The sequence below is a fragment of the Streptomyces sp. Je 1-332 genome (assembly GCF_040730185.1).
GTDB lineage: Bacteria > Actinomycetota > Actinomycetes > Streptomycetales > Streptomycetaceae > Streptomyces.
In genome coordinates this window covers 8234271-8246760 of record NZ_CP160402.1, presented here as the reverse complement: position 1 = coordinate 8246760, position 12490 = coordinate 8234271, and the positions used below count along the sequence as shown (strand labels likewise).

Genomic DNA, 12490 nt, shown 5'->3' with positions numbered 1-12490 from the left:
TACTCGCCGCCCTGGCACAGGGCAGCCAGCGTTACATCGCCGCGGTGCTGATGGCGTTGCGGGTGTCCGGGCCGTAGACGCCGAGAGGTTCGTTGATGGCGCGTGCCTGTTGCATGCGCGCGACAGCGGCCGCGACGTCGTGACTGTAGTAGCCGTCCACGGGGCCGGTGTAGAGGCGTAGTCGGCCCAACTGCTCCTGCAACTGCCGGACCGAGGTGCCTGTGCTGCCCACGTGCAGCACGCTCGACGCGGCTGCGCTGTCGGCTGCCTGACTCGAGCGGGCAGGCGGGGCGTCGTGCTCGGCACTCCCCGGGAGCCTTGGGTGTGGAGCGGGCTTGCTGGGCGAGGCGGGCGCGGAGGGTGCCTTGTCGGGGACGGGCGAAGACTTGTGACCGGGAGCGTGCCCTTGCCGCGCGGGAGGCGCGGCGTGCGGACTGGCGGGGGCCGGGTGACGTTGGGACTGGGCCAGGAGCCCGGCGGTGAGGACGAGCAGCGCCGCGGACGCATAGCCGAAGGAGAGCGGCGGGAAGCCCCGTCTGGGCTTGATCGCGCCATGGCGGGCATGAGGGCGGGACTGAGGCCGTCGGTCTTTGGAAACGGCCGCGCGGTGGTGTCCCTTTCCCTTCCTGCCCGGGGTGGGCGCCACGTGTGTCGGCCCGTCCCCCGGGCGCGACGCCCCCACCGCCGTACACGAATGTCGTTCCGACGCGCGCGTCGAAGTCTGCGTCAGGTAGGAGGAGAGCGCGGGGTACATGGACGGGTCTGGGACGGCTGCTTGGTAACTCACAAGATCGAACGTAGACGTCCGTGCGGCGCCACTCCCCCGTTGCCGACCTCGAACCGTGATCCTTAAGGCTGCGTTGATTGATGACTCAGGGCCAGCTAAGCCCCAGCGCGTCGCACGCCCGCTCCTCACGGACGAACCGGCCACCGCGCGGTCGGCGTCGCGGCGCGGTGCCAGGTCACTCTTGTATCCGCTGGGTATGAGGGGGCGCTTAGCTGCCTGCGCGCGCAGGCGACGCTGCACACCTGGCTGCCCTACGCTTCGCGACCGACGGCCGATCGGTTGCGCACCTATCGCTCGCCACGCAGGCCCGCACGTTGCGAGTCACCCACCTCGTGGGCCTGTTCAGATCCGGGTTCTCGGCCCGGTTGCAATCACGGGAGTCGCAGCCTCCCGCCATGACACCCGCGAGTCGCAACTGGCCGCGCTAACTGCACCTGAAGAGCGGACGCAGCACCGCCAGTCTGTGCGCGGACATGGACCCGGCCAGGCCCTGTTCGAGCGACATACTCAACGCGCGCCTGGGCGGGCTGCGCCGCAGCATCGGCAGGACGGCGACAGCAGCTCCTATGTACCGCGCCGCGCCATCAAGTCCGACCCCTATGCGCTTTCCGACAAGAATTGCTGCGACTGGCACCGCTTCCAGGAGACCGTCGAAGCAGCACTCCCCCACGGCCTGCCGGGCTCACCCGGCTGGAGAAGGCCGCTGGGCCAGGTCCGCGGACAGCCGTTCGGCGCGCAGCCCCTGCCCTGGAGCGAACCACTGCAACTGGAGATCAGGATGCGCATCGTGAGCACTGGACACACCGTCGCTATCTGTGTTCTCCACCGCGACTGGTTCCAGGTCGAAGCAGCCGCCGGCAACCGCAGCGGACTCACTACCGCGATCTCCCGACTGGACCACGTCAACCACTCACTGGGCCTGCCGATGGAGCTCCGCGCAGCTCATACGTATCTTCCTCGACCAGAGCAGCCCCGCAGTGCAGACGTGAGGACGACTGCGTTCGACCTCGGCCGGTGGTGTTGGTGGTGGTAGGGCCACGCCGGGCGCGATGCCAGCAGGCACGGCGCGCTGTAAGCGGCCGTGCAGGCCAAGTGGTTTGTACGGTCAGTCCGGGCCGGGTCTACGGGAGGGTGAGGCGCGTCGGTCGACGACCATGCTGCGCCACCGGCTGCTGCTCATCTAGCCGCCGTGCGCGGGAGGAGTGTCGAGCGCAAGGCCATTCATGAAGTGGTCAATGTGTAATGCCAGGACGCCGGTCAGCCGTTCGCGAAAGCCTTCACACGGTCCAGACTCCCGTTGAACCGGTTGTGGTCGCCGACCATCGCTCCTGTGGAGGTGTACTGCCACACGGTCTGGTATTTCCAGCCCCCAGGCAGGGCTCCGACGGACGAACCGTAGCGCGGTACCCACAGGGGGTTGGTCTTACTGAACCCGGAGTAGTTCCCGGTACAGGTCTTCCACCAGCTGGTGGAGGTGTACAGCACGACATCCCGGCCGGTCTTCGCCTTGTACGTTCTGAAGAAGTCCCTGACCCAGTTGACCATGCCCTGGTGGCTCAGTCCGTAGCAGGTGGCACCGTAGGGGTTGTACTCCATGTCGAGAGCGCCGGGGAGGGTTTTGCCGTCCTTGGACCAGCCACCGCCGTGAGCGAGGAAGTATCGGGCCTGGGTGGCGCCGTTGGAGGTGTTGGGGGTGGCGAAGTGGTAGGCGCCCCGGATGATGCCGGTCTTGTAAGCCCCGTTGTACTGCTGGGCGAAGAACGGGTTCTTGTAACTCTTGGACTCCGTCGCCTTGATGTAGGCGAACCTCACCCCGGACTTCCACAGCGGTGCCCATGCGACGTTGCGCTGATGACTGCTGACGTCGACCCCCTCCGTCCCCCGGGTGGCCGGGGGTGCGACGCCGCTCTTGCTCATACCCTCATGCTTGAGGATCTGCGAGCCGGCGAAGTCATCCTCAGGATGAGAGGGCTCAGGCGCACCAGGAACAGCACCCGCCGTACCCGACAACACGAGAGCAAGAACCGGAATACCCACGCCCAGAACGGCTAGGACAGCCGGCATCCGGCGAGGTGCACAGGCGGACAAAGACATGAGACGCCTCCTAGGCTCACGGTCAGCCTGCGTGAAGGCAGAAGCAACACACCGTCAGGCGCGCGATGAGCGCCGCGCGCGTCACCCGATACGCCCTACGGTGCACGGTGGCCCGCAGTCCGGAACGGCCGAGAAGACGTGGCACAGAATCATCGATGAGAGCTAGCCTGCGGCTTTGTTCACCTTCAGCAACAGCGTTTGCGACCAGTTTGAGCAGCGGCTAGCGAACACTGGGGCGATGAATCTTCACGAGTCACGTCCAGAAGGAGTCCCCGTCCGTCCCGAAGCAGGCGGCGAACTGGCTGCCCGCGCCAGAGGGCCCCTTCACCGTCGCCATCCGCGTCTATGGCGCGGATGCCTCGGTCCTGGACGGCAGTTGGACGATGCCGACGCTCTCCGTGGCGGGCGGCTCGGACGGTGCGGAGAAGACCGTTCGTGGGTGACGCCATCGGCCAGACGCAGCCTCGACCGTCGGCATCACCATCAGCCCGCTCTCCCTCCCCCTCCCCCTCATCCGGCAGTACCGACGAGACGGCCAGCAGGCCCGGCGACAGCCCCTCGCCCAGCATCTGGTCGGTGGCGACAAGGGTTCCCTGGGCGAGGCCGTTGAGTTGGGCGAATCGACCACAGGCAGCAAGAGGGGCCTTCCGTCATCCTCGCACCGGCACACGAGAACAGAGCATGCCGACGGGGCCCGTAGGAAAATCAATTCCTCGGGCCCCGGGTCACACAATGGGCAGGGTCAATGGGACCCATACACTCCTGTCACTGCGTGACGGTAAATACGGTTCCAGCTCCTAGAAGAAGTGCTTACGCCCGCCGACCTTGCGTCCAGTCGCGCCGAGGATCCACAAAACCGCCCCGACGAGGACGAGCACACCGCCGATAGTCGTCAGCAAAGAGACACCGGCCAGCAGGCCGATGATGAGCAAAATGGCGCCAAGGACAATCATTTCGGGTTCCGATCTTCAAGTCTCTTCGGTGGGTGCGGCCCTTGCCGTACAGGACTCGCAGCACCCTCTGGCCAACTGGTGCATGATCGTGGTTCGGTGAACGTCGGCAGCCACGTGCCCTGAGGCCGTTGGACCTCCGTCGTCGAAACTCCTTGTGCCCCCCTCCTGGCGGCATATGCAGGCGCAGGTCATCTCCTCACAGGCACGGTGGAGTGGATACTGGTAGCCACAGACCGTGGCCGTGACCGTGACCGTGTCGAAGTGTGGGCATTCACATCTCGGGGATGCTGCTGGCGCCTGCATCGGAGCGCGACTTCACCGTGGTCTCTTCGACCCCGTGGGCGCCGGAGTACGGCCAGCCCGGAATCATCTGGTGTTCGCCCTCACCTCGGCCGAACATGCGACAGAAGGTCCGGGCAGCACAGGTGTTGGCGTCCGGCCTCGGCCACGGCGAGACGTCCGCGGCCGGCACGATCCGATCATCCTCGGCCCTCGGCAACGGCATTGAAGCCAGCGCAGCGGCGCAGCCGGGCCACATCGATCTGCCCCTGGGTGAGGCCCCTGTTCGACGTCGGACCTTAAACGACACGCTTAGGTAGTGCTGTCCCACCGCAGACCACCGTCATCTCCGAGGACCCGCATATGTCCGTTCAGGGGTTGGACGGAAGCCACCCGGGGTGCCATCGCGCGTACTGACCATCGATTTCGAGCGGTATGCCATGCGCGAGGTACTCCGCCCTTGTCTCGTGTTCGAGTTCGACCTGCAGCTGCTGATGCCTCACGATCGCCTCTGCACTCAGCAGCGCGTACACAGGTGGAAGACGCGTCGGATCGCTCCCGTTATGGCACAGCAGGGATTCAGCCAACTGCTCGGGAAGGCTGAATCCAAGGTGCTGCTCTGCCGCAGCGATCTCTCTGCGCGTAGCAGGTGGCGGCAGGGCGTGGTGGGTGCCTGGCGCGCAGTTTCGGAGCCAAGATTCCATGCGCGACCATGCGCAGCTCACAGGATGCGGTTCCGCACAGCCTCCGTTGGGATTCTCGAGATGACGTTGGGCCCCACAACGGCTGAGCCGCCTAGGCATGTTTAAGGTGGAATTACGCCACTATGGGCGTGGGACATCTACGCGGCGGCGGCCTCGACGACGTCGGTGCCGGCCCGCTCGCTTACCGTTCGCCGGCTTTGCGCCCTCGGTACACGGCATCGCGACCCAGCCGCTCCTGCTGCCGTACACGCCGCTTCATGACGATTGCGGGGATACCGAGCGCCAGCAGCACCGGAATCGCAGCGGCGATCCCAAGCCAGAGGAAGAGCGCGAGGTAGCCGTAGGCGGCGTCGTCCCCGTCCGCATTCACCAGGAAGACGATGCTGGCCACGAAAGCGGTCACCATGAGACCCGTGACAGCGATCGCGAGCCAGAGCAAGACACCGGCCCAACGGCGGTACACGGCGCTGACCTCCTGGAACCGCGGCGGCCCGTACCCGCCGGGCGTGCCGGGCAAGGGCCTTGGCGCCGGGTGTTGGGCCGGCCACTGATCAGACATGAAGCCCCGTTCTACCGTGCGCGGCCCCGGAACACCAGTGGCCGCCACCACAGCGCACACCGCGCCGGAGCGTCGTCCCCCGGGTCGCTACTTCACCGAGTCCCACGCGCCGGCGTTGAAGCTGCGCAGGAGGGCGATCAGCGCGGCCGCCAGCCGCCAGTCCACACCAGGTGCGTGTACGTGCAGTTTGTCGCCCTTGGATCTGAACTCCAGCGGGACCTGCCCGTTCGCGCGCCACCGGATGCGCCGGGGTGCGCGTGCGAAGCCACCCTCGTTGCCAGGAACGCTGTCAAAGACACTGATCAGGAGGACCACCGTCATCAGGGGCAGCAAGAGCCACCACATCCACCACCACACGATCCTCCCCTTGAAGCCGACCGCTTCGGAACCGCCGGGCTGGTGCACGGTCCAGCGGGTACGCAGGCGCCTGCCGCGGAGTGCCTTCTCGCGCATGAGCGTGCCAATGACCTCGCCGTGCGCGCCGAGCACCTGAAACCTCGCGACACCGGCGCCGGCCGACAGGGTCACCACGGTGGCCACCCGTGCCCGGCGTTGATCGTCGGTCCACAGGGTGAAAGAACGGGCCCCACTGCGCCGGGCCGCGAGGTACGCGGACGTGCCTCCTGGCGGCAGTTCGCGTTCCACGTACACGGCCGACGGTGCCGGTCCTGACGTGTCGGAGAAACTGACCATGTCCGCTACTTTCGACTGGCCCTGGCCGTCGATTCTTCTCGGCCCGCCGTAAAAGGTCAGTACGTTGCTACTCATCCGACGTGCTCCAAGTGGTAGTCGCGTGCCCAGGCCGGGCCAGTCTGTCCCACCGGCCACCTACCGGATAGCCCGCCCAGGGGGAAGGCCGGCTGTCAGCTCGGGCGACTGGTTCAGTCGCGCATCCGCAGCGCACCCGGAGGCCTTCTGGTGCCTATCCGTAGATCAGCTGCTTGCTGCGACAGAGACCGGAAAGGACCCACTCGCCGATCATGATCCTGCGTACTCGTCGCTGACCCGTGCTCTGGCGCGGACTTTGATCAATGTTCTCTGGCTCGTTGAGGGGTTTGCGAGGACGAGCAGATGGACCGGGATGACGCGGTCAAGGTGCTGGAGGGTGTTGCCCATCTGGTGACACAGCTGTCGAGCGAGCAGCGAATCGAGTTCATCGACCTGCTCGGTTCGATGGCCGCGGAGGAGGCGGCCCCATCGCGTCACGAATTCCTGGCGGGCTGCCCTGAGGGGTGCGGCCTCGTTGAGGAAGACTCCTGACCTGACCCCTATTCGTAGAACAGGACCCGCTTGCGGAGGGGTTCGAGTCCTGCACGACCGAACACCCGGAGTTGCAGGGAATCGTGAGGTCCGCGATGACGGCGTCGATGATCGCGTTCAAGGTGCTGTGCGAAGTTCCGGAGGCTGGGCAAGTCCGCAGTGGAGTCGGCCGCTTCGATCCTCGGCAACTGGTCGCCTTGCAGGTGAGCGACGTTGGGCCAAAGGAACGCACGCAGTGGAACAGCGGTGCTTCGCGGTCGTCATGGCGATTTCGGATGGTCCGCGGCGGGCTGACCTGCGGTGCGGTAGCGCAACCAGACGAGGCCATCATCGAAGGATTGGCTCTCGACGAGCTCCAGCGCGTCGGCAAGGTAGGGCGCCGATCCGTACCAGGGATGTCGAACTCGTGAACCGGCGAGGCAAGGATGAATAAGCAGGCTCACTTCGTCCAGCAATCCTGCCTCCAGCAGCGCGCCGGTGAGGGAACCGCCGCTGTCCACACGTACGACCTCGGCACCCTCACGACGCCCGAGTTCGCTGATAGCCTCGGCCAGATCGACTCGCTCGGTCCCGGAGACAAGTTCGGGCACGGTCGAGGATGGGGGCCGTGGTGGGGTGGACTGCGCATACAGGGCAATGACATTCGACCAGTGCCCGACGTCGCGCAGCGCCTGCCACTGCCGGATGCGTCCTTTGCCGTCCACGACGGCCAGGAGCGGTCCATCCGCGGCAGGTCCGGGGCGCGAAGCTGCTGCCAGCGTCTGCTCCTGGGCGAGGATGGTGTCGGCCCCGGCCAGAGTGATGTCCTCGTTCCAGGTGGCAGCCAGCTCGTAGAAGCGGCCCACGTTCGGCGGGAAGCCCGTGGTCGCGCCTTCTAGGGAGATGGCGGTATGCGCTACGACATAGGGGCGACGTGGGCTGCGAGACGCATCTGCTGGCATGCTCTGAGGATATGACTCAGCGTCTGGCGGCGCGGGGGCTCCTCTCCCATGACACGCCTCCCGACCGGGATGTCCTGATCCTGACTCGCTCATACGGATGCAGGCTCCTGCTTCCACGCGCTGGGGATGAACCCTCCAGGTGACTTCGCCCGCGGAGAGCAGCACGTTGCGGACTCCGCAACGCACGCAGCCCTCCGTCCATGGGCACGCCAGCACCGCGCGAGCGCCGGTTGCCGCGGGCCGCTACCAACGCCACCCGGGGGTGTCATCTACACAATCAGCCGAGAGCCCGGTAGTCGTGGGGTGGTGCCGAGCGCGTCATGATGGAGTCATGTTGAGTCAGCCTGTGCTCGTCTTCGATGGGGACTGCGGTTTCTGCACCACCTCGGTGAGGTTCGCTGAGCGCCGTGTCCGGCCTCGTTGTGACGTGGTTCCGTGGCAGTTCGCTGACCTGGACAAGCTCGGCGTCGCTCGAGAGCGTGCCCAGTACGAGGTGCTCTGGGTGACCCCGGCGGGCACGGTGTACGGAGGTGCGCAGGCTGTCGCGAAGGCCCTGCTGAGCGCAGGCCGTGGATGGTCACTGCTGGGCGCGTCGTTGATGCTGCCTCCCATGCGATGGGCCGCCCACGGTGTCTACCGACTAGTGGCGGCCAACCGACATCGCATGCCCGGCGGGGCGGCCGCGTGTGCGGTACCCGGACGCCGACCGGAAGAACAGCAGCCTTGAGGCACGCCGGACGGCCCGGGCCCTCACCACAGTCCGCGTTACCCCTCCCCGCCTGACAGCTGCTGCCGTTGTCGGCGGAGTCGGGCGGGAACACCCTGTCCTTGGACGGGTTCCACAGGGTTCGGTCGCCCAAGTCGTAGTACTGGCTCACGTCAGCCTCTCACCGCTGGCCACAGGAGGCCGACATTACGGTCAATCAACCCTCCACGAAAAGTAAGCCAGAGCCCACAGACACTGACACTGACACTGACAGCATGGGGCCCGGGTTGCGGGGGCTGGCCCCACCCCCGATCGACCGGCCAGCCGGATGGCCCGGTAGATCTTGTCTCGGCGACGGTGGGGCGGTACCCAGCAAGTCGCCTACAGAGAAGGCAAGATCGTGCGCATCGTTACGGCCGCCACCGTCGCCCTGGCCCTCTTGGGCACAGCCACGCCGGCCGCCATCACCCACCAGCCGGCCACAGACGGAATCTGGCGCACCGATGGCTACGGCACCGTGCTGTCCATCCGGAACGGAACCCTGCAGGAGTACCAGACCACCGCCGTCAGCTGCATCGCGGGCGACACCGCGCAACGGAGCGGCTCCGGCGCCTACACCACGCCTGGAGGCACCGTCCTCACCGTGCGCACCCGCGGGGGCCACGACCGCGCTTCCGTACGGCTGGACAGCGATGTCGGCGAACGGAACCTTCGCCGGATGACCGAACTGCCCGACACCTGCACGCGTTCCGCCGCCCGGGGCCCGCTCGCATCCTTCGACGTCTTCTGGCAGTCATTCGAGGAGAACTATCCCTTCTTCGCCGCCAAGGGCGTCGACTGGCACGCCGTACGCGACCGGTACCGGCCCACCGTCCACGAAGGGACGACCCCGGACGAACTCTTCGCCGTCTTCAGCAAGATGGTCGAGCCGCTCCACGACGCCCACGTCGCCGTCTGGGACGTCGACGGCGACGGCGACGGCGACCCTGACCGGGCGTTCGCGCGGGTCCGCCCAGGCACCGTCCGGCCCGATGGGAAGCTCGACGCCAAGGTCAAGAAGTTCATTGTGGAGCGTGACCTCAAGAACGCCCGGAACCTCAAGGACTTCGCCGCCGGGCGGATCACCTACGCCGACCTCCCCGGCGGACAGGGCTACTTGCGGATCTCCGGCTTCGGCGGTTACGCGGGTGGCGAGGCCTCCTACGCCGCCGAGCTGGCCGAGCTCGACAAGGCGCTGGACACGATCCTCGGCCAGGAACGCACCCGTCACCTGAAGGGCCTGGTCATCGACCTGCGGATCAACGGCGGCGGCTCCGATGCCATGGGGCTCCACGTCGCCGGGCGGCTGACCGACACCCCTTACCTCGCCTACTCCAAGCGAGCCCGCAACGATCCCGCGGACCCCACGCGTCACACACGCCCCCAGCCCCTGTACGTCACGCCCTCCCAGGCCCCCCGCTACACCGGACCGGTCGCCGTACTGACCGGCGGCTCGACCGTCAGTGCGGGAGAGACCTTCACCCAGGCCCTCATGGACCGGCCCGGCCGGACCGCGCGGATCGGGCAGCCCACGCAGGGCGTCTTCTCGGACGTCATGGTGCGCAAGCTCCCCAACGGCATGTCGGTCTGGCTGCCGAACGAGGAGCTGCTGACCCGGTCGGGCAGGACCTTCGACGGCGCGGGTATCCCGCCGCACCTCACCGAGCCGGTCTTCACCACGGAGGAGTTCGACCAGAACAAGGACTCGGCCTTCGACCGGGCCGTGAAGATCCTGCGGGACCAGGACGGCCCCTCCCGGAGACAACCTGGACCCGCGGCCTCGGAGTTGGTGTCGTAAAGGTTCGAGCTGACAGGTGATCTTGACCGGTTGCTGATACATGAGTCCAGATCCATCTGGACCGGCCCGCCGCAGACCAGCGCCCGGGGCATCGCGGCGGCGCCGATGGTCTCCACACCCCACACGCGCAGGCCCGACCGAGGCGCCCGCTGCGCCGCGGCCACCCCGGCGAACAGACCACCGCCGCCGACCGAGACCACGACGCCGGTCGGTCCACCGTTGGCGGCGGCGAGGCGGCCGACTTCTCTGCCACGGCGACACTATGGTTGCCGCCGGACTCCTCGACCACGCCGGCCGCGCGGGGTTAAACGGTCATCGCCAGCAACTTGGCCACAGCACCCCGCGCCGTGAACAACCCCTTACGAGGCCGGCGACCCCGGGCACCGATTCCTGGCGCGCGGGCACACCCAGGCAGCCCGAAGGCTCGTTTGAACAGGGTCGACAACGCCTGACGCGCCGCCGTCATACGTCGCGAAGTCGGTGCAGCGCATTCTCGGAGGCAGTGACGACGTACGACGGCGCCGTGGTTCCGGGAGGGGAATCGGGCTGCGGCGCGGTCTGCCGCCGGAGCGGTTCGGTGCGCGTCCCGTCCCGCTTCCCTGCGGTGCGGTACCTTTCGATGGACACGCAAATCGATCGGATGTTCGTTTACTGGGATCTCCGAGACGTCCGTTGTCGGCAGTAGACGCTCACGTCTTCCGACGTGCGGCGTGCCACACAATCGGACCGGGTGAAAGCTCATGGCAGGAACCGAGCACGAAAACGCGCTGGACATCACGCTCGCACAGATCGAGCGGAAATTTGGCCGGGGTGCGGTCATGCGCCTCGGCGAGCGGCCCAATGAGCCCATGGAGGTGATCCCTACCGGATCGACCGCGCTGGACGTGGCTCTTGGTGTGGGCGGTCTGCCCCGCGGCCGTGTGGTGGAGGTGTACGGGCCGGAGTCCTCCGGTAAGACGACGCTGACGTTGCACGCGGTGGCGAACGCGCAGAAGGCCGGCGGCTCGGTGGCGTTCATCGACGCCGAGCACGCCCTGGACCCGGAGTACGGCAAGAAGCTCGGCGTCGACACCGACAATCTCATCCTGTCCCAGCCGGACAACGGCGAGCAGGCACTGGAGATCGCCGACATCCTGATCCGCTCCGGCGCGCTCGACTTGATCGTGATCGACTCCGTCGCGGCCCTGGTGCCACGCGCCGAGATCGAGGGTGAGATGGGCGACTCCCACATGGGACTGCAGGCCCGCCTGATGAGCCAGGCCCTCCGAAAGATCACCAGCGCGCTCAGTCAGACGAAGACGACGGTTATCTTCATCAACCAGCTGCGCGAGAAGATCGGCGTGATGTTCGGCTCGCCGGAGACCACGACCGGTGGTCGCGCGCTGAAGTTCTACGCCTCGGTGCGGCTCGACATCCGCCGGATCGAGACCCTGAAGGACGGCACGGACGCGGTCGGCAACCGCACCCGCGTCAAGGTCGTCAAGAACAAGGTCGCGCCCCCCTTCAAGCAGGCCGAGTTCGACATCCTCTACGGCCAGGGCATCAGCCGCGAGGGCGGCCTGATCGACATGGGCGTGGAGAACGGCTTCGTCCGCAAGGCGGGCGCCTGGTACACGTACGAGGGCGACCAGCTCGGCCAGGGCAAGGAGAACGCCCGCAACTTCCTGAAGGACAACCCCGATCTCGCCAACGAGATCGAGAAGAAGATCCTCGAGAAACTCGGGATCTGGGTGCCGGCGAAAGCCGCTGTCACCGAGGACACGGTGGCCGTCCCAACCCCTGATGCGGCCCGGGCCTCGGTGGGAAACCCAGCCTGACAGGCAAGGACGCGGCTCTGCCGGGGGCCAGGCTTCTAACATGTCCGGCATCGCGGTGCGCGCTACGGCCCGGATCCGCTCGCGTCCTGTTCCGTGCCGAGAACCCCCTCGTGCGCGTTCGAGCGAGCCAGCCCTCCCGGGCCGGAACCATGCCCCGTTCAACTCGCGTACCGGGCGGGGATTCCCGCACCGCAAATACCCCGTCCGGTTCGGGCCGTGCGGCATGCCGCGGTGGCCAGCACTCTCACGGCATGGGACCAAGCGAGGGGGCGCGGCATCTCGGCCGCGCGCAGACGTTCATGTGCATCTACGGCGGGTTGCCGCAGGAGCGGGTGCGGACTCTGGACAACGACTGGCACATGTTGGAGCCGGGCATGGAGCCGCTGGCGCATACGGGGTGCCGGCGGAGCATCGGTGGATTGTTCTCTCGGATGGTCGGGTGGCCATGTACGGGGTGGGCCCGCCAGAGATGCACCAGCGGTGCCGGATCGAGCATGCGCTGGCGTGCCGCCGAGCGAGACGGATGAAGGGTTGCCGGAGGTCGGCTGGCCAC

Annotated in this window: 14 protein-coding genes and 2 pseudogenes; 7 read left to right on the top strand and 9 right to left on the bottom strand. The window is 67.1% G+C overall.

The features are described from left to right. Positions 1–31 precede the first annotated feature (31 nt). Both ABXJ52_RS37380 and ABXJ52_RS37375 read right to left on the bottom strand, forming a co-directional pair. A complete protein-coding gene (locus ABXJ52_RS37380; RefSeq protein ID WP_367048670.1) occupies positions 32–232 on the bottom strand; it encodes a peptidoglycan-binding domain-containing protein in 201 nt (66 codons plus the stop codon). A 1812-nt stretch (positions 233–2044) separates the two neighbouring features. Further along, entirely contained in the window at positions 2045–2851 is an 807-nt protein-coding gene (locus ABXJ52_RS37375) for a lysozyme (RefSeq protein ID WP_367048668.1), read from the bottom strand. 272 nt (positions 2852–3123) lie between these two features. On the opposite strand from ABXJ52_RS37375, the gene ABXJ52_RS37370 reads away from it, so the two are divergent. Next, positions 3124–3324 (top strand): DUF1214 domain-containing protein, encoded by a 201-nt coding sequence (locus tag ABXJ52_RS37370; RefSeq protein WP_367049490.1) that lies wholly within the window; start codon positions 3124–3126, stop codon positions 3322–3324. Between the two features lie 354 nt (positions 3325–3678). Here ABXJ52_RS37370 and ABXJ52_RS37365 read toward each other — a convergent pair whose 3' ends face one another. The 4 genes from ABXJ52_RS37365 to ABXJ52_RS37350 all read right to left on the bottom strand — a co-directional run bounded on the left by ABXJ52_RS37365 (position 3679) and on the right by ABXJ52_RS37350 (position 5208). Continuing rightward, positions 3679–3834, bottom strand: a complete 156-nt coding sequence (locus tag ABXJ52_RS37365) for a hypothetical protein (protein WP_367048666.1) — start codon at positions 3832–3834, stop codon at positions 3679–3681. Between the two features lie 271 nt (positions 3835–4105). Then, positions 4106–4339 (bottom strand): hypothetical protein, encoded by a 234-nt coding sequence (locus ABXJ52_RS37360; RefSeq protein ID WP_367048664.1) that lies wholly within the window; start codon positions 4337–4339, stop codon positions 4106–4108. Positions 4340–4484: 145 nt separating this feature from the next. Continuing rightward, complete coding sequence (locus ABXJ52_RS37355) at positions 4485–4817, bottom strand: SMI1/KNR4 family protein (protein WP_367048663.1); 333 nt, start codon at positions 4815–4817, stop codon at positions 4485–4487. 181 nt (positions 4818–4998) lie between these two features. Next, a complete protein-coding gene (locus ABXJ52_RS37350; RefSeq protein WP_367048661.1) occupies positions 4999–5208 on the bottom strand; it encodes a hypothetical protein in 210 nt (69 codons plus the stop codon). Between the two features lie 22 nt (positions 5209–5230). Here ABXJ52_RS37350 and ABXJ52_RS37345 point away from each other — a divergent pair, with 22 nt between their 5' ends. Next, on the top strand, positions 5231–5368 hold the full coding sequence (locus ABXJ52_RS37345) for a hypothetical protein (protein WP_367048659.1): 138 nt from the start codon (positions 5231–5233) through the stop codon (positions 5366–5368). 95 nt (positions 5369–5463) lie between these two features. Here the strand turns inward: ABXJ52_RS37345 and ABXJ52_RS37340 are convergent, their stop codons facing one another. Next, the gene (locus tag ABXJ52_RS37340) at positions 5464–6144 is read right to left on the bottom strand and encodes a hypothetical protein (RefSeq protein WP_367048657.1); all 681 of its coding nucleotides are present in this window, start codon (positions 6142–6144) and stop codon (positions 5464–5466) included. Between the two features lie 303 nt (positions 6145–6447). On the opposite strand from ABXJ52_RS37340, the gene ABXJ52_RS37335 reads away from it, so the two are divergent. Then, positions 6448–6636: a hypothetical protein gene (locus tag ABXJ52_RS37335; RefSeq protein WP_367048655.1), complete on the top strand. Its 189-nt coding sequence runs from the start codon at positions 6448–6450 to the stop codon at positions 6634–6636. A 260-nt stretch (positions 6637–6896) separates the two neighbouring features. Here ABXJ52_RS37335 and ABXJ52_RS37330 read toward each other — a convergent pair whose 3' ends face one another. Next, positions 6897–7577 carry a dihydrofolate reductase family protein gene (locus ABXJ52_RS37330; RefSeq protein WP_367048654.1) on the bottom strand — a complete coding sequence of 227 codons (681 nt, stop codon included), beginning with the start codon at positions 7575–7577 and terminating at the stop codon, positions 6897–6899. 331 nt (positions 7578–7908) lie between these two features. Between ABXJ52_RS37330 and ABXJ52_RS37325 the strand changes: the two genes are divergently transcribed. Continuing rightward, a complete protein-coding gene (locus tag ABXJ52_RS37325; RefSeq protein ID WP_367048652.1) occupies positions 7909–8304 on the top strand; it encodes a DUF393 domain-containing protein in 396 nt (131 codons plus the stop codon). Positions 8305–8683: 379 nt separating this feature from the next. Then, complete coding sequence (locus ABXJ52_RS37320; RefSeq protein ID WP_367048650.1) at positions 8684–10120, top strand: S41 family peptidase; 1437 nt, start codon at positions 8684–8686, stop codon at positions 10118–10120. A 101-nt stretch (positions 10121–10221) separates the two neighbouring features. On the opposite strand, the pseudogene ABXJ52_RS37315 reads toward ABXJ52_RS37320, so the two are convergent. After that, positions 10222–10320, bottom strand: a pseudogene (locus tag ABXJ52_RS37315) (threonine/serine dehydratase); the annotation flags it as partial. A 540-nt stretch (positions 10321–10860) separates the two neighbouring features. Between ABXJ52_RS37315 and recA the strand changes: the two are divergent. After that, the gene (gene recA / locus ABXJ52_RS37310; protein WP_367048648.1) at positions 10861–11937 is read left to right on the top strand and encodes a recombinase RecA; all 1077 of its coding nucleotides are present in this window, start codon (positions 10861–10863) and stop codon (positions 11935–11937) included. Further along, positions 11903–12403 (top strand): annotated as a pseudogene (locus tag ABXJ52_RS37305) (hypothetical protein); the annotation flags it as partial. The gene recA and the pseudogene ABXJ52_RS37305, both read left to right, overlap by 35 nt. Positions 12404–12490 lie beyond the last annotated feature (87 nt).

What these genes read in the sequence shown, in the direction of transcription:
- ABXJ52_RS37330 (WP_367048654.1), bottom strand. Translation starts at nt 7,577, where the DNA reads ATGCCAGCAGATGCGTCTCGCAGCCCACGTCGCCCCTATGTCGTAGCG.
- ABXJ52_RS37365 (WP_367048666.1), bottom strand. Translation starts at nt 3,834, where the DNA reads ATGATTGTCCTTGGCGCCATTTTGCTCATCATCGGCCTGCTGGCCGGT.
- ABXJ52_RS37360 (WP_367048664.1), bottom strand. Translation starts at nt 4,339, where the DNA reads ATGCCGTTGCCGAGGGCCGAGGATGATCGGATCGTGCCGGCCGCGGAC.
- ABXJ52_RS37335 (WP_367048655.1), top strand. Translation starts at nt 6,448, where the DNA reads ATGGACCGGGATGACGCGGTCAAGGTGCTGGAGGGTGTTGCCCATCTG.
- recA (WP_367048648.1), top strand. Translation starts at nt 10,861, where the DNA reads ATGGCAGGAACCGAGCACGAAAACGCGCTGGACATCACGCTCGCACAG.
- ABXJ52_RS37355 (WP_367048663.1), bottom strand. Translation starts at nt 4,817, where the DNA reads ATGGAATCTTGGCTCCGAAACTGCGCGCCAGGCACCCACCACGCCCTG.
- ABXJ52_RS37340 (WP_367048657.1), bottom strand. Translation starts at nt 6,144, where the DNA reads ATGAGTAGCAACGTACTGACCTTTTACGGCGGGCCGAGAAGAATCGAC.
- ABXJ52_RS37375 (WP_367048668.1), bottom strand. Translation starts at nt 2,851, where the DNA reads ATGCCGGCTGTCCTAGCCGTTCTGGGCGTGGGTATTCCGGTTCTTGCT.
- ABXJ52_RS37325 (WP_367048652.1), top strand. Translation starts at nt 7,909, where the DNA reads ATGTTGAGTCAGCCTGTGCTCGTCTTCGATGGGGACTGCGGTTTCTGC.